This window comes from Aeromonas sp. AE23HZ002T15 (genome assembly GCF_054165525.2).
The window spans coordinates 350,992-368,404 of record NZ_CM201342.1 but is presented as its reverse complement, the minus strand read 5'-3'; the positions used below and the strand labels follow the sequence as shown (position 1 = coordinate 368,404).

The 17,413-nt window shown below is 63.4% G+C and carries 15 protein-coding genes and 8 tRNA genes; 18 read left to right on the top strand and 5 right to left on the bottom strand.

The window, feature by feature from the left end; translation table 11 throughout:
* Positions 1–75: 75 nt before the first annotated feature.
* Positions 76–552, bottom strand: a complete 477-nt coding sequence (locus tag ACT5M9_RS01620; RefSeq protein ID WP_457978434.1) for a glutathione peroxidase — start codon at positions 550–552, stop codon at positions 76–78.
* A gap of 201 nt (positions 553–753) precedes the next feature.
* On the opposite strand from ACT5M9_RS01620, the gene ACT5M9_RS01615 reads away from it, so the two are divergent.
* Together ACT5M9_RS01615 and ACT5M9_RS01610 are read left to right on the top strand one after the other, a co-directional pair.
* On the top strand, positions 754–1,362 hold the full coding sequence (locus tag ACT5M9_RS01615) for a 2OG-Fe(II) oxygenase (protein WP_457978436.1): 609 nt from the start codon (positions 754–756) through the stop codon (positions 1,360–1,362).
* A 213-nt stretch (positions 1,363–1,575) separates the two neighbouring features.
* Complete coding sequence (locus tag ACT5M9_RS01610) at positions 1,576–2,565, top strand: D-alanine--D-alanine ligase (protein ID WP_457978438.1); 990 nt, start codon at positions 1,576–1,578, stop codon at positions 2,563–2,565.
* A gap of 63 nt (positions 2,566–2,628) precedes the next feature.
* On the opposite strand, the gene ACT5M9_RS01605 is transcribed toward ACT5M9_RS01610, so the two are convergent.
* Positions 2,629–3,042 (bottom strand): VOC family protein, encoded by a 414-nt coding sequence (locus tag ACT5M9_RS01605; protein ID WP_457978440.1) that lies wholly within the window; start codon positions 3,040–3,042, stop codon positions 2,629–2,631.
* Positions 3,043–3,215: 173 nt separating this feature from the next.
* Here ACT5M9_RS01605 and ACT5M9_RS01600 point away from each other — a divergent pair, with 173 nt between their 5' ends.
* A complete protein-coding gene (locus tag ACT5M9_RS01600) occupies positions 3,216–3,995 on the top strand; it encodes a tRNA-uridine aminocarboxypropyltransferase (RefSeq protein ID WP_457978442.1) in 780 nt (259 codons plus the stop codon).
* A 150-nt stretch (positions 3,996–4,145) separates the two neighbouring features.
* On the top strand, positions 4,146–4,925 hold the full coding sequence (locus tag ACT5M9_RS01595) for a TSUP family transporter (protein ID WP_457978444.1): 780 nt from the start codon (positions 4,146–4,148) through the stop codon (positions 4,923–4,925).
* Between the two features lie 3 nt (positions 4,926–4,928).
* On the opposite strand, the gene ACT5M9_RS01590 is transcribed toward ACT5M9_RS01595, so the two are convergent.
* Positions 4,929–5,816 (bottom strand): LysR family transcriptional regulator, encoded by an 888-nt coding sequence (locus tag ACT5M9_RS01590; RefSeq protein WP_457978446.1) that lies wholly within the window; start codon positions 5,814–5,816, stop codon positions 4,929–4,931.
* Positions 5,817–5,867: 51 nt separating this feature from the next.
* Complete coding sequence (locus ACT5M9_RS01585) at positions 5,868–6,785, bottom strand: DMT family transporter (RefSeq protein ID WP_438548268.1); 918 nt, start codon at positions 6,783–6,785, stop codon at positions 5,868–5,870.
* A 195-nt stretch (positions 6,786–6,980) separates the two neighbouring features.
* On the opposite strand from ACT5M9_RS01585, the gene ACT5M9_RS01580 reads away from it, so the two are divergent.
* From ACT5M9_RS01580 to yjjG, 14 genes are all read left to right on the top strand, one after another.
* The gene (locus ACT5M9_RS01580) at positions 6,981–7,868 is read left to right on the top strand and encodes a helix-turn-helix domain-containing protein (RefSeq protein ID WP_457980543.1); all 888 of its coding nucleotides are present in this window, start codon (positions 6,981–6,983) and stop codon (positions 7,866–7,868) included.
* A 60-nt stretch (positions 7,869–7,928) separates the two neighbouring features.
* Entirely contained in the window at positions 7,929–8,051 is a 123-nt protein-coding gene (locus ACT5M9_RS01575) for a hypothetical protein (protein ID WP_457978448.1), read from the top strand.
* Between the two features lie 77 nt (positions 8,052–8,128).
* Complete coding sequence (locus ACT5M9_RS01570) at positions 8,129–9,763, top strand: ATP-dependent endonuclease (RefSeq protein ID WP_457978450.1); 1,635 nt, start codon at positions 8,129–8,131, stop codon at positions 9,761–9,763.
* 125 nt (positions 9,764–9,888) lie between these two features.
* Positions 9,889–10,611, top strand: a complete 723-nt coding sequence (locus tag ACT5M9_RS01565) for an HI_1241 family integral membrane domain (protein WP_457978452.1) — start codon at positions 9,889–9,891, stop codon at positions 10,609–10,611.
* Positions 10,612–10,881: 270 nt separating this feature from the next.
* A tRNA-Met gene (locus tag ACT5M9_RS01560) sits at positions 10,882–10,958 on the top strand.
* A gap of 108 nt (positions 10,959–11,066) precedes the next feature.
* Positions 11,067–11,143, top strand: a tRNA-Met gene (locus ACT5M9_RS01555).
* Positions 11,144–11,251: 108 nt separating this feature from the next.
* Positions 11,252–11,328 (top strand) — tRNA-Met (locus ACT5M9_RS01550).
* A 108-nt stretch (positions 11,329–11,436) separates the two neighbouring features.
* A tRNA-Met gene (locus ACT5M9_RS01545) sits at positions 11,437–11,513 on the top strand.
* A 124-nt stretch (positions 11,514–11,637) separates the two neighbouring features.
* Positions 11,638–11,714: transfer RNA gene (locus ACT5M9_RS01540), tRNA-Met, on the top strand.
* Positions 11,715–11,822: 108 nt separating this feature from the next.
* Positions 11,823–11,899 (top strand) — tRNA-Met (locus ACT5M9_RS01535).
* 108 nt (positions 11,900–12,007) lie between these two features.
* A tRNA-Met gene (locus ACT5M9_RS01530) sits at positions 12,008–12,084 on the top strand.
* A gap of 108 nt (positions 12,085–12,192) precedes the next feature.
* Positions 12,193–12,269: transfer RNA gene (locus ACT5M9_RS01525), tRNA-Met, on the top strand.
* Between the two features lie 137 nt (positions 12,270–12,406).
* Positions 12,407–13,873, top strand: coding sequence for a M17 family metallopeptidase (locus ACT5M9_RS01520; protein WP_457978454.1), 1,467 nt, complete (start codon positions 12,407–12,409; stop codon positions 13,871–13,873).
* Between the two features lie 93 nt (positions 13,874–13,966).
* A complete protein-coding gene (yjjG, locus tag ACT5M9_RS01515; RefSeq protein WP_457978456.1) occupies positions 13,967–14,647 on the top strand; it encodes a pyrimidine 5'-nucleotidase in 681 nt (226 codons plus the stop codon).
* 89 nt (positions 14,648–14,736) lie between these two features.
* Here yjjG and ACT5M9_RS01510 read toward each other — a convergent pair whose 3' ends face one another.
* Entirely contained in the window at positions 14,737–15,993 is a 1,257-nt protein-coding gene (locus tag ACT5M9_RS01510; protein WP_457978458.1) for an amidohydrolase, read from the bottom strand.
* Between the last annotated feature and the right edge of the window lie 1,420 nt (positions 15,994–17,413).

Genomic DNA, 17,413 nt, shown 5'->3' with positions numbered 1-17,413 from the left:
CAGGGCGGTGAACTGAGCGAGGGAAAGAGGCCTCCCCCAGTGGGGGAGGTATTCCGGAGAAAGAGGGAAGGCGACTCAGAGCAGGGCGCGGATGGGAGCGGCGAGATCCTCGGGCTTGGTCTGGGGGGCGAATCTGTCCACCACCCGGCCATCGCGGGCGATGAGGAACTTGGTGAAGTTCCACTTGATGGCTTCGCTGCCGAGCAGCCCGGGTTTTTCTTGTTTCAGCCAGCGGTAGAAGGGGTGGGCCTGTTCGCCGTTGACCTCGCACTTGGCGAGGATGGGGAAGCTCACCGGGTAATCCACCGAGCAGAAGCGCGCTATCTCCTCCGCATCCCCCGGCTCCTGGTGGCCAAACTGATCGCAGGGGAAGCCCAGCACCAGCAGCCCTTCTGGACCCAATTGCCGATAGAGGGTCTCGAGCCCCGTGTATTGGGGGGTGAAGCCGCAGCGGCTCGCCACGTTCACCACCAGGATGACCTTGCCTTGCAGTTCTGCGGCGGGAAAGTCGCTGCCATCGAGGCGCTGCAGGGGGAAGGAGGCTAGAGACATGGGAATACCCTCTTGAAAATATGCGGGATGATATCAGCACGTTAATGGTCGAGGGGCCGGGCGGCAAGGGGAAATGGCGGGCGCCTCGGCCTTTTGCCCGCTGCATTGATGGCGGGACTTCTCAGGAGAAGCAAACCGGTTTGTGCCGAGGCAGCGAAGTCGTTACAAAGCGCACTCTCTCCACTCGTTGCGAGCCCAATCTTGGACTATCAAGCCGTCATGGATGCCATTTACACCCGGGGATGGGTGATAGTGGACGACTTTTTAACCGCCGAAGAGGTGGATGCACTCAAAGCCTGCCTGCCCCACGAGTGGCAGCCGGCGGGCATAGGGCGCGAGGGGTTGCACCAGGGCAATACCGATATTCGCCGGGATCAGATCCACTGGCTCGAACCCGATCTCGGGGCGCCGGTGGCGAATTATCTGGCCAGGATGGAGGACCTGCGTCTGGCCGCAAACCGCAGCCTGATGCTGGGGCTGTTCGACTACGAGGCCCACTTCGCCCGCTACCGGGAGGGGGACTTCTACGCCACCCACAGGGACGCCTTCGCCGGGCGCTCCAACCGTCGCCTCACCTCGGTGTTCTATCTCAACAACGGCTGGCAGCCCGAGGCGGGCGGGTTGCTGCGGGTCTATGACAACGACGAGCAGTTCCTGATGGACGTCTCCCCCAAGGGCGGGCGGCTGGTGCTGTTTTTGTCGGAAGATTTTCCCCACGAGGTGCTGCCCGCGAGCCGCGAGCGCTACAGCATCGCCGGCTGGTTTCGGGTCAACGGCAACGGAGCCGGGCGGGTGGATCCCCCTCGCTGAGGGGAGCGCGACCAATTTTGACACAGGGACGGCGGCAATCGCCCCCTTTACTTGCCTCATCCGGGGGAAAGAGGGGGCGCATCGGCTGACAAGGCTTCGCCTCCCTTGCTACACTGGCCCGCACTTATGTTCGTTTCTGGCTTCGCCCGGTTTTCGCGCGATGGCATTATCACCGCTCATGACGAAGCCGCTTCTCCCAAGGGATCACATCTAATGAAGAACATGCATGTCTTGCTGCTGTGCGGCGGCGGTGGCGCCGAGCACGAAGTCTCTTTGCGCAGCGCCAATTTCCTCGAGCAACAACTCGGTCTGCTGGCCGGGGTCGAAGTGACCCGGGTCGAGATGTTCGCCGATCGCTGGCTCAGCGCCGATGGCCGCGAGTGCAAGTTGGGGCTGGACAAGCTGCTCTCCTTCGACAGCGTGGCCCGTCCGGTGGACTTCGTGGTGCCCTGCATCCACGGCTACCCCGGCGAGACCGGCGATCTGCAATCCTTCCTGGAGCTGGCGGGCCTGCCGTATCTGGGCTGTGACGCCGAGGCGAGCAAGATCTGCTTCAACAAGATCAGCACCAAGCTGTGGTTCTCCGCCCTCGGCATCCCCAACACCCCCTATCTGTTCCTGACCGAGCAGGACGAGGCGGGCATAGCTGATGCCAAGGCGGCGCTGGCCAAGTGGGGCAAGGTCTTCATCAAGGCGGCCTCCCAGGGCTCCTCCGTCGGCTGCTACGCCGCCAGCAACGAGGTCGAGCTGCTGCAGGGGATCGAGGACGCCTTCGGTTACTCCGAACAGGTGCTGATCGAGAAGGCGGTCAAGCCTCGCGAGCTGGAAGTGGCGGTCTATCAGTACGGCGACGAGCTGGTTGCGACCTATCCCGGCGAGATCTGCGTGCCCACCGACAAGTTCTACACCTACGAAGAGAAGTACAGCAGTGCCAGCCACACCGAGACCGCCCTGCGGGCCGAGGGGCTGACCCAGGCGCAGGCCGATGCCATCCAGGCCTATGCCCTCAAGGCGTTCCGTCAGCTCAAGCTGACCCATCTGTCGCGCATCGACTTCTTCCTGACCGAAGAAGGGGAGATCTTGCTCAACGAGATCAACACCTTCCCGGGCATGACCTCCATCTCCATGTTCCCGAAACTGTTGGCACACCACGGCCACAATTTCGCGCACTACCTCGAGCAGATCCTGCGTAAATCTGCCTGAGCCAGGCATACATAGACGAAGAGGGGCCTGACGGCCCCTCTGTCATATGGGTTACAGCTCGGTTTACATGGGGGCCGAGGTAAACAGCCAGATATGGGCGCCCTGCGGGTCTGCGATGAGCGCCATGCGCCCGACGCTGGGGATGTCCATGGGGGGCACCACCACAGAGCCGCCGTGCCGGGTCACCTTGGCGAGCCGCGCATCCACGTCGTCCACCGCGATATAGGTCGCCCAGTGGGGAGGAACTCCCGCCATCTGGGGATTGTCCTTGGTGGACATGACCCCGGCCACCGGCCGGCCGTTGGCCACCAGCATGGGATAGTCGAACCCCTCCAGCGCCGTCTGCTGCATCTGCCAGCCGAGCACCTCGGTGTAAAACTGCACGCCCGCCTCACCGTCCGGCACATAGAGTTCGTGCCAGGTGAAGGTCGAGCCCTCGGCCAGGGCGTGCTCCTTTGCCATGTCTTGTTCTGCCATCTTCGCTCCTTGTCCCATCGGTTTCCCGGGCCGGGTGGATGGGTGACGACCAAGTATAGGAGGGGATCTCCGGCCTGCAGGCCGTCTGGTTGCGAGCTGACCGCTTGCGAGCCACCATGGCGCTCGCTACAATCCGCTCCCTTTATCCGTCCGCCCCCCGAGCCGCCTCTGTAATGAAGCCCATCCCCGATCACGCCGTCAACCGCCTGCGCATCTGGCGCAAGAGCGTCTCGACCCGTCCCTTCCTCGCCCGTGGCGGCGCCGTGCCCCGCTGCGAGGCCTGTCAGCTGCGCCACGACTGGTGTGCCTGCGACTGGCGTCCCGAACTCAAGGCCGAGGCGGGCTTCTGCCTGCTGATGTATGACAGTGAGCCCATGAAGCCCTCCAACACAGGTCGCCTCATCGCAGACGTCTTGCCAGAGACCACCTGGGCCTTCCTCTGGAAGCGCACCCAGCCCCACCCCGAGCTGCTGGCCCTGCTGGCGGATCCCGCCTGGCAGCCCTATGTGGTGTTTCCCGCCTGCGAGAAGGAGCCGGCCCGCCTCACCACCGAGGTGACCCTGCCCCCCGGCAAGAAGCCGCTGTTCATCCTGCTGGACGGCACCTGGCCCGAGGCGCGCAAGATGTTCAACATGAGCCCCTATCTGGACGGTTTCCCGGTGCTGGCGGTCAGGCCTGAGGCGCTCTCCACCTATGGCATGCGGGTCGCTCATTGCGATGAGCACCTGTGCACCGCCGAGGTGGCGGCCTGCGTGCTGGAGGTGGCCGGTGAGATCGAGGCCGGTCAGGCGCTGCAGCACTGGTTCAATCTCTTCAGCAGCCGCTACATGGCGGGCAGGGTGAGTCGGGCGCCGGGGGAGGATGAGCTGCCGCTGCTGCGGGCGCTCGAAGCTATCAAGGGGGAGGCGGCCCTGCCGGATGGGGGCAGGGATGAGGGGGCTGACGCCGCCTGATCCCGACAACCGTGATTGATGAAAATAAGGAATCAATTGGCTGCCATCGTTTCGTTAGCCTCATGAGCGAGAGCCCGCTAGGATAGCGGCCAACTGACTCATTCAGGCTCCAGGCCAACGCCGGCGCCGCCAATCACACGAGGTCTATGGATGGAATTGGAACTCTATACCCTGGGCGCCCTGTTCGGGGTGGCCCTTGTCGCCGGCTTTATCGATGCCATCGCCGGGGGCGGCGGCCTGCTGACGGTGCCGGCCCTGCTCGCCACCGGCATGCCGCCGGCCCTGGTGCTCGGCACCAACAAGCTGCAGAGCAGCTTCGGCTCCTTCTCCGCCACCTGGTTCTATGCCCGCCGCGGCCTGCTGGAGTGGGCCATCATCTGGCCCGCGGTGATCTGCACCTTCATCGGCGCGGCGCTCGGCACCCTGGCGGTACAGACCATAGACGCCGCCATCCTGGAGCGGCTGCTGCCCTTCCTGCTGGTGGCCTTCGCCTGTTACTTCTACTTCTCCCCCCGGGTGAGCGATGCCGAGAGTCAGCGCCGCCTCAGCCCCATGCTGTTTGCGCTGCTGGTGGGGGGCGGGGTCGGCTTCTACGACGGTTTCTTCGGGCCGGGAACGGGGTCGTTCTTCGCCATCGGCTTCGTGGCCCTGGCGGGCTTTGGCATGGCGCGGGCCACGGCCCACACCAAGCTGCTGAACTTTACCTCCAACATCGCCTCCCTGCTGTTCTTCACCCTGGGGGGCAAGGTGGTGTGGAGCGTGGGGCTCTGCATGGCGCTGGGCCAGTTTATCGGCGCCCGGCTCGGCTCGAAGCTGGTGCTGAAAAAAGGGGTCAAGCTTATCAAGCCGCTGCTGGTGACCGTCTCCCTGCTGATGTCCGCCAAACTGGTGTGGAGCCAGTATCCCGAGCTGTTCGCCTGGCTTCACTGATCGTCATCTGCGACCGGGCTGCAACCCTTCGCCAAGCCCGGCGAAGTGCCCCTTGATCCCCTCCACCAGGCGGGCGATGCGCGAGCGCTTCAGGCTGTTGGGGCGATAGACCAGGTGCAGGGGGCGGCCTAGCCCCGGCAGGGGACGGGCGCTCGCCCCTTGCTCCCCCACCAGGGCCAGCAGGCCGGCGGGGAGCAGCACGGGGCCTATGCCCGCCTTGGCCAGCTCGATGAGCGCCAGGTAGGAGTCGAGCTCCATGGCGGGCTCCAACCCCAGGGTCGCCAGGGGTTCGCGCAGGTAGCGGTTGGAGGGGTTCTCGAGATCCATGGTCAGGATCTTGCGCATCTCGTCCTGGCCTCCCTGATCACGCCCCCCTGCCTCATGTTGATCTTCTCCCACCAGATAGAAGGGCTCCGTCAGCAGGAGCTCGGCGCACAGGCCGTGCCCCGGCGGCAGGCGGCCCGCGCAGATGCCGAGCAGGGCGTCACCGCCGCGTACCCGCGCCAGGATCACCGGGGTGTGGTGGGTGGAGAGGGCAAGGTGGGGATCGTACTTCAGGTAGTCGTGCATGAAGCGGGCGAGATAGCCCGCCAGCAGGGTCTCGGAGCAAGCGACGGGCAGGGGGCTGCCATCGGTGAGGATCTGACTGTCCGCCAGCACCCCCTTCATCTCGGCCAGGCTAGGGGCGACCCGGGCCAGCAGTTCGCGGGCCTGGGGGGTGAGCCGGATCTGACGGCCATCCGGCTCGATAAGCTTCTTGCCGAGGCGCAGCTCCAGCTGATTGATGCGCTTGCTCACCGCCGACTGGCTGATATAGAGGCGACTGGCCACCTTGGCCATGGTCCCTTCGCTTGCCAGCAGGCAGAGTGTCTCCAGCCCTTCCAGTAACATGTTGCCTCCCGGCCTCTTGGTTGGAAGTCGCTACCTTAGGGGCTGACGGGATCAGGGGCAAGTACCGTTTGTAGCCCTCGAAAGCGGCCAGCGCCACGCCTTGACGGGGGGCGCGAAGATCACCAGGTTGCCGATGAGGCTGACCACCACCCCGACGATGGAGACCGGCTGCCAGACGAAACCCTCGTACAGGGTGGAGAGGCTCAGCGCCACCAGGGGGAAGAGCACGGTGGCGTAGGCCGCCTTGCTGGCGCCGATGCGCCCCACCAGGGTGAGGTAGGCGGTGAAGGCGATGACGGAGCCGAAGATGGCCAGGTAGATCATGGCTGCGACATAACGGGGCTCGGTGGGCAGCGTCAGGGACTGGCCGAGCAGGGCGACCCAGCCGAGCAGGAGCACCACTCCGTACACCATGCCCCAGGGCACCATCTGCAACACCTGATAGCCCTGGCGCTGGCCCCGGGCCGACACCAGGTTGCCGAGCGAGAAGCAGAGGGTGCCCGCGCAGGCCAGCAGCAGCCCCTTCCAGCCGTTGGCCCCGAGCTGCGCATCCGCCAGCACCGGCCAGAACAGCAACAGGGTGCCGAGCAATCCCAACACGGATCCCTGCAGCCAGCGCAAGCCGGGGCGCTTGCCCTCGAACAGCCAGAGGTTGAGGCCGTTGAAGATGCTGGCGCTCGCGAAGATCACCGCCGACAGGCCGCTCGGGATATAGAGGGTGGCGTGGTAGAAGCAGAGGAAGTTGGTGGAGAACAGCAGGGCGCCGAGCAGGGCGGCATAGCGCTGACCGGCCCAGGGCAGGCGCGGGAACTTGCCGCTCACCGTGAGCAGGGCAAACAGGGCCAGGGCCGCCAGGGCGAAGCGATAGAGCACGGACACCTCGATGGGGATGGGGCCGAGCTGCCAGGCGATGGCAATCCAGGTGCTGCCCCAGATGAGGACGGTGGAGACATAGAGTAGGAGGTTCATGGAGGATCCCGCGGATGAGAAACAGATATCCAGCATGGGCCCGAGGCTCTGTTCTGGCTTACAGCATCTTGCGGTTTTTTCCGGGCAGGGGCAGCGCGCGAGGAGGGGTCACGATAAGATGAGGGCAAAGGCGAGGGCGAGCCGATGAGGAGGACCGAGGTGCAAGATGCCACGCAGCAGATATTGCAACCCATGATGCAACCAATCAGAGAGGCAGGGGTGTTCGATGCCCTGGTCAGCACGGGGGCGCGGCTGGAGGATTCCTGCTGGCTGGAGCCCGGGCTAGGCCTCGCCAGCTGGTGCAATCGTTACGATCAGACCCGCTACCACAAGCCGGGCCATCACACCATCAGCGTCTACCTGCAGGGGGGCGAGCAGACCGAGCGCCTCGACGGTCCCGGCGGCCATGGCGGGGCCGGCAAGGTGTGCATCATGCCGGATCACCACAGATCCGAGTGGCTGGTGCGCGAAGAGTTTCGCTTCTTCCACCTCTATTTCAGCCCGGATCACCTGGTGAGCATCGCCGAGCAGGCCTGCGACAAGGAGGGGCGTCACCTCGTGCTGGAGGACAAGACCTTCATCGAGGATCCCGTGGTGGCGGCCTTGGTGCAGCGCCAGCTGATGGGGCTGAATTGGCAGCAGGACGAGGATCGCATGGCACTCTCCCACGGCGCCTGGATGCTGATGTTGCACGCCTATCGTCACCACACCCAGGAGGCGCCCGCCTTGCCCCAAGTGCGGGGCGGGCTGGCACCCGTGACCATCCGGCGGGTGCAGGCGTATCTGCTGGCCCATCTGGCAGATCCCGTCACCTTGAGCGATCTCGCCCGGGAGGCGGGCCTGAGCGAATACCACTTCGCCCGCATGTTCGGTCAGAGCCTGGGTTGCCCGCCCCATCGCTATCTATTGGGGCTGCGCCTGAAGCGGGCCAGACAACTGCTGGCGGGACCTGAGCCTCTGGCCAGCATCGCCGCCCAGTGCGGTTTCTCCTCCCAGGGGCACCTCGGCAATCGCTTCAAGGAGGCCTTCGGCCTGAGCCCGGGTCAGTGGCGCAGCCAGCTGTCATCTGGCTGTCACGATTGAGGGGCACCATGCAGGGCAAGGACGGCATGGGGCTGTCCCGTGTTGCCAACGGAGTGCCCATTGAATCATCGCAAGCGTCAGACCCGTACCCGCCATCTCTGGTTCAGCCACTGGAATGGCCCGAAGATCCGCCTCTGTCCCCCCGTGGCCCCCGAACCCCTCGTGCCTCACAGTTCCCGCTGAAAATCGCCACGACCCGGTAGGATTTTAATGGCAACTTTGTCACTATGGGCCCATCAGGATGGACCGGGTATGGCTGCATGTTTCTGGAACGTATTGAAGTTAAAGGTTTTCGTGGCATAAACCGGCTCTCGCTCGGGCTGGATCACACGACGGTGCTCATCGGCGAGAACGCCTGGGGCAAGTCCAGTCTGCTGCGCGCCCTCTGGTGCCTGCTGGGGGACGCCGAGCCCTACCGATTCACCGCGGATGACTTCCATCAGCCGGAAGATCCGGAGCTGGCCGCGTCCCGCACCCTGCAACTGGTGCTCACCTTTTGCGAATACCGGCCCCAGATGTGCCAGCACTCCCGCCGCCTGGCCCGCCTCGGCGCGGCCTGGATCCCCCACAAGGACAAGTTCCACCGGGTGCACTACCGCGCCAGCGCCGAGTTGCAGGAAGACGGGACAGTGCTGACCACCCACGACTTTCTCGATGGCATCGGCAAGAGCCTGGAGATGGAGAACAACGATGAGCTGGTGCACCTGCTCATCACCATGAACCCTGTGTTTCGCCTGCGGGACGCCCGCACCGCACGGGACGGCATCGAGACCCTGCCCTGGGGGGATCTCTCCGCCCAGCGTCTCGGGGATCTCTCCGGCAAGCTCTCGGACGAACCCCAGCGCATCGGCGAACCCGAGTTGAAGGAGGCCCTGCAGGCGGTACGCCAGCTGATGGATCACTACTTCAGCGCCCTGGCCCCCATCAAGCACAAGCCCCGCAGCCAGCGGGAGATAGTCAACAGACCCATGACCCTGCGCAACCCCGGTAACCTGCAGGTGCTGCTGCGCAATGCGGACAACCGGGCCCTGCAACTGGCCATGGCGGGCATGGCGGCCATGCTGCTCAATGCCCGCGGCAACCGGGAGCTGGAGGAGGGGGCCAGGCCCATCATGATCCTGGAAGACCCGGAGAGCCGCTTGCACCCCACCATGCTGGCGCTGGCCTGGGGGCTGCTGGAGCAGCTGCCCGGCCAGAAGCTGCTCACCACCAACTCCGGGGATCTGCTCTCCTCCCTGCCGCTGAACCAGGTGCGCCGGCTGGTGCGCCGCCAGCAGGATATCCTCTGCCAGCAGCTCGGCGGCGAGCGCTACAGCAGCGACGATCTGCGCAAGATAGCGTTTCACGTGCGCATCAACAGGCCCATGTCCCTGTTTGCCCGCTGCTGGCTGCTGGTGGAGGGGGAGACGGAGATCTGGCTGCTCTCCGAGCTCGCCCAGATCTGCGGCTACAGCCTGCGGGCGGAAGGGGTGCGCATCATCGAATTCGCCCAGTGCGGCCAGGCGCCGCTCATCAAGGTGGCTCGGGACTTTGGCATCGAGTGGCATCTGCTCACCGACGGTGACGAGGCGGGGGTCAAGTACGCGAGCTCGGCCCGGGCCCTGCTCAAGGGTGAACGGGAGCGGGACAGGGTGACCCAGCTGCCGGCGGCCGACATCGAACACTACCTCTATCACAACGGCTTCGAGTCCGTGTTCCGGCGGGAGGCCGGGGTGGGGGGACGCTCGACCATGAGCCCTTCCCGCATCATCACCAAGGCTATCCACCATCGCAGCAAGCCCGGCATGGCGCTGGCGGTGGTGGAGGAGGCGGAGCGTCTCGGCGGCGATCGCATTCCCCCCGTGCTCAAGCAGATGTTCGCGCGTGTGGTGGCGCTCGCCCGGGGTCAGAGCTAGGCAGTGCTAGGTTTGGGCCGTTGGGGAAGGGGGCAAGTTTGGGTATACTCGCCCCCTTCTGCCGATGAGGCCCGCCGATAGCGGGCGCGCATCACGCTCACTTCCTGTCTGTTGCTGGAGACACTATGTTCGTCCAACTTCCTTCCTGGCTCTTTCCCCTGACCGGCCTGATGGCCCTGGGCGCCCTGATCGCCCTCGCCCTGGTGCTCTGGCGGGGGGATCTCTGCCCGGGTCAGCGTTCGCGGATCACCACCCAGCTCTTCTCCATCTGGGTCATTACCGGCCTCTCCCTGATGCTGGCCATCGAAGCCGGAACGCGCGGTTGGCTCATCTGGAGCGGGGGCGCCGCCCTGGTGCTGGGGATAGTGATCTCCCTCGTCCAGTCCCGTCTCGAGGGCAAGCGTGCCATCCCGGCTACCCTGCTGTGGCTGCCGGCCCTGCCGCTGGCTCTCTATGGCGCCGGATTGCTGCAACTGCAGGGCTGGCTGAACGGCCTGCTGCAGATGGTACTGCTGGGCTCGGCCTTCGCCCACCTGATGTTGCTGCGGGCCCGTCACCGCTTGCAGGCGTTCAATGTCCTGCTCCCCGCGGCCGGCCTGGCGGCGGCCATCGCCAGCCTGCTCTGGCTTGTCGCACAGTTGCTGATGGCGGCGCCCGAGGCCGCTACCCTAAGCACCTTGCAACCCTGGGTACTGACTCAGGCCTTGCTGCTCATCGCCGCCTTGCTGCTCTGGTTCACGCCGCTCTACCGGCAACAGGAGACGGCCCCCGTGGTGCTGTCCGTCACCCTCTGCGGCCTGCTGATGGCCGAGATAGCGGCCACCAGCGTGCTGCATCAACTGACCTGACTCCTCGGCGCCCCCTGGCGACAAGAAGAGCCCGCACCCGATCCGGTGCGGGCTTTTTTATGGGAAAAAGGGCGTCGCCGGTGCGTAATGCGTGTCAAACAGAGTGAGGGAACAGGACTGTCTGGTCGGGGGCAGATCTGCTAGTTGACTGAAAAGCCTGCGGTTTGTTGCAAAAGACAACAACATCTGGTGGTTTAATCCCCCGATCAACTTTTTTTAGGATAATTACTTGCAATCTCAGCGTTGGCGCCTATTATGGGCGACCTCGGACGCGGGGTGGAGCAGCTCGGTAGCTCGTCGGGCTCATAACCCGAAGGTCGTCGGTTCAAATCCGGCCCCCGCAACCAACTCTTTGTCGGCATGGCAGGGCGCAAGCCTTGGGATGCTGCAACGACATCGACTGCTACTGCTCGGCAGCCGATGGTGCAAGGTCTGGTGACAGACAACAATTCGGACGCGGGGTGGAGCAGCTCGGTAGCTCGTCGGGCTCATAACCCGAAGGTCGTCGGTTCAAATCCGGCCCCCGCAACCAACTCTTTGCCGGCATGGCAGGGCGCAAGCCTTGGGATGCTGCAACGACATCGACTGCTACTGCTCGGCAGCCGATGGTGAAAGGTCTGGTGACAGACAACAATTCGGACGCGGGGTGGAGCAGCTCGGTAGCTCGTCGGGCTCATAACCCGAAGGTCGTCGGTTCAAATCCGGCCCCCGCAACCAACTCTTTGTCGGCATGGCAGGGCGCAAGCCTTGGGATGCTGCAACGACATCGACTGCTACTGCTCGGCAGCCGATGGTGAAAGGTCTGGTGACAGACAACTATTCGGACGCGGGGTGGAGCAGCTCGGTAGCTCGTCGGGCTCATAACCCGAAGGTCGTCGGTTCAAATCCGGCCCCCGCAACCAACTTTTTGCCGGCATGGCAGGGCGCAAGACCTCGGCAGCCGATGGTGAAAGCGTGCTGCAATGACATCGACTGCTACTGCTCGGCAGCCGATGGTGAAAGGTCTGGTGACAGACAACATTCGGACGCGGGGTGGAGCAGCTCGGTAGCTCGTCGGGCTCATAACCCGAAGGTCGTCGGTTCAAATCCGGCCCCCGCAACCAACTCTTTGTCGGCATGGCAGGACGCAAGACCTGGGATGCTGCAACGACATCGATTGCTATTGCTCGGCAGCCGATGGTGAAATGTCTGGTGACAGACAACAATTCGGACGCGGGGTGGAGCAGCTCGGTAGCTCGTCGGGCTCATAACCCGAAGGTCGTCGGTTCAAATCCGGCCCCCGCAACCAACTCTTTGTCGGCATGGCAGGACGCAAGACCTGGGATGCTGCAACGACATCGACTGCTACTGCTCGGCAGCCGATGGTGAAAGGTCTGGTGACAGACAACAATTCGGACGCGGGGTGGAGCAGCTCGGTAGCTCGTCGGGCTCATAACCCGAAGGTCGTCGGTTCAAATCCGGCCCCCGCAACCAACTCTTTGTCGGCATGGCAGGACGCAAGACCTGGGATGCTGCAACGACATAGATTGCTATTGCTCGGCAGCCGATGGTGAAATGTCTGGTGACAGACAACAATTCGGACGCGGGGTGGAGCAGCTCGGTAGCTCGTCGGGCTCATAACCCGAAGGTCGTCGGTTCAAATCCGGCCCCCGCAACCAACTCCTTGCAATGCCTCTTCATCCTCTATTTCCCCTATCTATCTCCCTGATCTTGAACATTAATCCTCAAGATGCTGGTCGCTTGCGCCCCTTGTTCGGTATCATCCTGGTTTCTGTCCATGGATGAGGCTCTTCCTATGCTGCAACCCTTTCGTTATCTCCCGCCCAAGATAGAGATCCAGAACGCCAGCCTGACGGAGGTGATGGCGAGTCCGGCCCCCGTCAAGCTGCTGCTGATCGCCGGATCCGAGCGGGCGAACCTGCTGGCCGAACCCACCTTTGCCGCCGTGGCGGCCCAGATAGCCCTGGGCCAGAAGGCGCCCTATCGCCTGAGTGATCACCACGGTGTGCAGCTGGTGATCTTCGTCGATCCCGCCGAGGCGCGGGATCACCGGCGCTACAAGCAGGTGCGCGATTGGGTGGCGCCCCTGGCGGCTCTCAAGGCAGAGCAATTGGCACTGCATCTTTGCGGTTTTGACGACGAGAGTCGGGCCGAGCTGGCCGAGCTGGTGCTCGCCACCCTGCTCGCGGCCAACGTGGCGTTGCCGACCCACAAGCAGCGAACCGACGCCCCGGTGAGCTATCAACAGCTGTCCGTGTCGCCCGCCTGCGACCTGGATCTGAACCGGATCCTGGCCGAGGCCGAGGGCAACGGGCTGGCTCGCCATCTCGCGGTGCTGCCCGCCTCGGATCTGACCCCCAAAAGCTATCGTGCCCTGGCCCGGGAGCTCGCCGAGGCAGAAGGCTGGCAGTGGCGGGAGTATGATGAGGCCGAGTTGACCCGCCTCGGCGCCGGCGCCTTCCTGGCGGTGGCCAGGGGCTCCGCGGACGGCCAGGCCGCCATCGTGAAACTCAGCTACTGCCCGGCCAATGCCCAGCGCCGCCTCGCCCTGGTGGGGAAGGGGATCTGCCACGATTCCGGCGGCTATAACCTGAAAGTCGGAGGCAGCATGTATGGCATGCACTTGGACATGGGGGGCAGCGCCGTGGCACTGGGCACCCTGCTCGCCATCAGTCGCGCCAAGCTGCCCTATGAGGTGCACTGCTGGCTCGCCATCTCGGAGAACCACATAGGCCCCCTGGCCTATAAACCCGGCGAGGTGGTGACCGCCATCAACGGCACCACCATCGAGGTGGTGGACACGGACGCCGAGGGGCGCATGGTGCTGGCGGATGCGCTGGCCATGGCGGCGCAGGATGAGCCTGACTTGCTCATCGATTACGCCACCCTGACCGGTGCCTGCAAGCGGGCGCTCGGCAGCCGTTACAGCGGCGCCTTCACCAATCGTCCCGCCTGGCTCGGTGAACTGATCAGCCTGGGGCAGCAGAGCGGCGAGCGAGTCTGGCCCTTCCCGCTGGATGAGGATTACGATGACAACCTCGATAGCGAATGGGCGGATCTGCTACAGTGTGCCCCCGGCAGCTCGCCGGATCACATCGACGCCGCCCGCTTCCTGAGCCGCTTCGTCGGAACAGAGACACCCTGGCTGCACCTGGATCTCAGCGGTTTTCGCAACAAGGGGGGCAATGGGGTCGTCAGCAGCGAGGTGACGGGGTTCGGTGTCCGGTTGACCCTGGATCTGCTCGCCAGCCCGCTACGCTGACAGGGGCCGGGAGGGCGTTGGGCCTTCTCGGCACCGGCAGAAGATGCCGTACCAAGCGAAGTGCCACACAAGAGCCAAGCATTGAGGACAAGCGTGAAACAACCAAGTTATGACTGGGTGCTGTTCGATCTGGACGAAACCCTGCTGGATTTCCCGGTCACCGAGGCCCTGGAGCGGACCCTGCAGATCTACGGGGTTCATCCCAGCCCCGCCAAGATGGCGGAATATCACGGGTTGAACCACAGACTCTGGCAGCAGTACAACAGCGGCGAGATAGACGCGGCCCACCTGCAGCAGACCCGTTTCTCCCTGTTCGCCGAGCAGGTGGAGGTGGCCCCCATGGCCATGAACGACACCTTCCTGCAGCAGATCATCGCCCTGAGCACCCCTCTCGAGGGGGTCACCGAGACCCTCGAGGCGCTGCAGGGGCGGGTACGCATGGGGATCATCACCAATGGCTTCAGCCTGCCCCAGCGCGGTCGCCTCGATAAACTGGGTTGGAGCCACTGGTTCGAGCCCCTGGTGATCTCCGACGAGGTGAGGGTGACCAAACCTGCTCCCGCCATCTTCCAGCTCGCCCTCGAGCGGATGGGACGGCCGGATCCTGCCAGGGTGTTGATGGTGGGGGACAACCCCAAGACCGACATCGCCGGCGCCGCCGCCCAGGGGCTCGCTACTTGCTGGTACAACCCGGCACGCCACGATACCCCTTGCGAGTCGACCCACGAGATCCACCATTTCGCCCACCTCGGTGCCATCGTGCTGGGGCAATGAGACGAACGAGCGGATCAGTCAAGGTGCCATAGTGGCGCTGACAGCAAAAAGGCAGCCCCAGGGCTGCCTTTTGGCATTGATGCTCTCTCCTAGGGAGCGAGACGGCCCAGCAGCCAGGCCTCCAGCAGGGCGACCCCTGGGGCCAGCACCGACTCGTCGAAGTCAAATTCTGGGTGATGGTGGGGGGCCGCCAGGTTGGCGCCGAGGATGAGGTAGGCCGCTTGCCCGCCATTGCGCTGCACCCGTTCGATGAGAAAACCCGCGTCTTCGCTCGCCCCGAAACGGCGGCTGTGGATGGTCTTGAATGACAATCCCTCTGCCAGCGGCACTATCTCCTCGAGCAGGGCCGGGCTGTTTTCGATGCCGATGGCTTCCCCCTGCTTGCGAATGAGGTAGGTGACGCCCTGCATGGCGGCGGCTCCCGCCACTATCTGCTGCACCTGGGTGAACATGTAGTCGTTGAGCTCAGGGGTGGCGCCTCGGGTCTCCCCCTGCAACTGGGCGTGACCTGGGATCACGTTGCGGCCGCTGCCGGCGTGGAGCTGGCCGATGTTGATGCGGGTCATGCCATCGCGATGGCGGGGAATGCCGAGCATAGCGGTGGTGGCCATGCAGGCGGCCGCCAGCGCATTGGCACCGGCGTTGGGTTCGAGCCCTGCGTGGGCGGCGCGCCCCATCAGCTCCACGTCGAACTTGGTGGAGCAGAGGAAGTCGGTGGGATTGACTACCAGTTCACCACTCTCGGCGTGAATGCCGATGTGCAGCGCTAGCAGGGCATCCAGATCATCGAGTTGACCGCCGGCGGCCAGTGCCTTGCCACCGCGGCAGCCCTCCTCGGCAGGCTGAAAGAAAAGCTTGATCCGACCATTGAGTCCCTCGGCCAGGGCCGCAATCCGCTCGGCCAGCACCAGCCCGATGGCGGTGTGACCGTCGTGGGCACAGGCGTGCATCCAGCCCGGGTTGCAGGATTGCCACTCCCCCTGACTCGGACCATGGCCGGGATCCGGCAGCTCCTGTACTTCCACCGCATCGATGTCGAAGCGAAAACCCAGGGTGGGGCCGGGACGGCCGCTGTCCCAGAGCCCCATCACCCCGGTGATCTCTCCGATACGGGCCAGCCAGTCGGGATCGGCTCCCTGGTGCAGGGCGCGGGCCTTCTGGGCTGGCACATCGATCTCCCGCCCCATGATGAGGTTGCTGGCCAGCAGCTGGTCGCCCAGCATGACGTCGAATCCGAGTTCAGAGAGGTGGCGGGCGATGAGGGTGGTGGTGCGAAATTCACACCAGGCCGCTTCGGGGTGACGATGAAGATCACGGCGCCAGCGGCGCAGAGCATCCTGAGTCATGATGATTCCTGCGTGTCGAGTCCAACGGGCATTGTGAAGGGCAGGGGGGCAAGAGTAAATCCCGATGACAGGAATGCAACAAGGGGAGCCGATATGGCTCCCCTTGGATCAGCATGCTGGAGGCTGAAAAACACACAGTGACTGTCGATAAACATCGCTTTCTGTGGGTATTTCACGCCAGAGCATCAAAAGCGCGATCTTCTGTTCAATTAGCCAGCAAGGATGGGGGCTGGCAGTCGACAGCGTCTCCGCACCGAGGCATTGGCCGGCTTAGAGCTGACCCAGAGAGGGCAGAGAGACGGCAACCAGAGTGAAAAATACGGTAAAAACGGCGGTAACAACGAACTCAGTCATCATTTTGTCTCCCTTGGCTGATGAATAGTGGGATCAAGATACCACATCGGGACGATAAAACAACAAAGATTGTTATTTTTGTAGGCTTTTGGCGCTATGGCTTATCAGGTTGATGTTTTTTGTTTTTTACGCTTTTTTTTTGCACTAATGGAGAGCGCTGACACTCTTTTATGGGATGGTTTATTATTTTTTCAAATAAAAACAATGTATTGCTTGTTTGTTGTGTGGTTTTTTTTGTGGTTTCTTATGGCGCCATTTTGATTGCTGTAAAATTTTAACCGGCAATCTGGCCATTTGACTCGTCACAAACTGTCATCAGGATGGTATTCAAGTGTCCGGGCTGTATTTTGCCATCTCTCATCAAGTTATCTGCCAGCCATTGTCATAACCCTTGCCCGGACAGCCTGTTGGCATGGGGGTAGTGGCGGTATTCATCAACTTAATGGGAAACCGTCCGCAATAAAAGGGGAGTCCGGCGGTGCGCGCCGCCCCGTGTCGCGCCTGAGCAGGCTTTCTGACCGACCGCTGGCCTGGATGCCCCGCACCTGATGGACCCGGGCCTATGGTTGTGTGGCAAAAGAGAGGGGGGTTTGGGAAAGGGAAAGCGTATCCCTTTGGCATTGAAGGGGCAGTTTGCCTGGCAGCGACACTCCAGCTCTATCACCGCTCATATCCGATGTGCTGATGTGTGGCAGCGCTTGATAGAGGGAAAGGGCGTGTCTTGCACTAATCCGCCCCCCGCCCCCCGCCATGGCCTGCAGTCGCTGGCGAGAGACCTCTATAGCGGGCAACACAAATTGCAAAATGGATCAGATGCTTCAAAGAAGGTAGGGCAGGAAAATAGCCGCGTTAGCCGGTAACAAGGAGCTAGCAAGAGATAATTGCAGCAAGAGCCTGACTAAACGATGATAGACGCAGTGGTTGGAAAGAAAAAAAGGATAGGGGGAAGAGCCCAGTCAAGCAGGCCAGCTCTTTAGGGACATGGTGCAAAGAGGTGCTTGCACTACTGTCGAGACAGCCCGACTTGGCAACCGGTAATGGCCATTAAACCGCTAGCCGGATTAAG

Bases quoted from the DNA above. Each gene is read 5' to 3' on its own strand.
- ACT5M9_RS01620 (WP_457978434.1), bottom strand. From the start codon at position 552: ATGTCTCTAGCCTCCTTCCCCCTGCAGCGCCTCGATGGCAGCGACTTT.
- ACT5M9_RS01610 (WP_457978438.1), top strand. From the start codon at position 1,576: ATGAAGAACATGCATGTCTTGCTGCTGTGCGGCGGCGGTGGCGCCGAG.
- ACT5M9_RS01605 (WP_457978440.1), bottom strand. From the start codon at position 3,042: ATGGCAGAACAAGACATGGCAAAGGAGCACGCCCTGGCCGAGGGCTCG.
- ACT5M9_RS01600 (WP_457978442.1), top strand. From the start codon at position 3,216: ATGAAGCCCATCCCCGATCACGCCGTCAACCGCCTGCGCATCTGGCGC.
- ACT5M9_RS01595 (WP_457978444.1), top strand. From the start codon at position 4,146: ATGGAATTGGAACTCTATACCCTGGGCGCCCTGTTCGGGGTGGCCCTT.
- ACT5M9_RS01590 (WP_457978446.1), bottom strand. From the start codon at position 5,816: ATGTTACTGGAAGGGCTGGAGACACTCTGCCTGCTGGCAAGCGAAGGG.
- ACT5M9_RS01585 (WP_438548268.1), bottom strand. From the start codon at position 6,785: ATGAACCTCCTACTCTATGTCTCCACCGTCCTCATCTGGGGCAGCACC.
- ACT5M9_RS01580 (WP_457980543.1), top strand. From the start codon at position 6,981: ATGCAACCAATCAGAGAGGCAGGGGTGTTCGATGCCCTGGTCAGCACG.
- ACT5M9_RS01570 (WP_457978450.1), top strand. From the start codon at position 8,129: ATGTTTCTGGAACGTATTGAAGTTAAAGGTTTTCGTGGCATAAACCGG.
- ACT5M9_RS01565 (WP_457978452.1), top strand. From the start codon at position 9,889: ATGTTCGTCCAACTTCCTTCCTGGCTCTTTCCCCTGACCGGCCTGATG.
- ACT5M9_RS01520 (WP_457978454.1), top strand. From the start codon at position 12,407: ATGCTGCAACCCTTTCGTTATCTCCCGCCCAAGATAGAGATCCAGAAC.
- ACT5M9_RS01510 (WP_457978458.1), bottom strand. From the start codon at position 15,993: ATGACTCAGGATGCTCTGCGCCGCTGGCGCCGTGATCTTCATCGTCAC.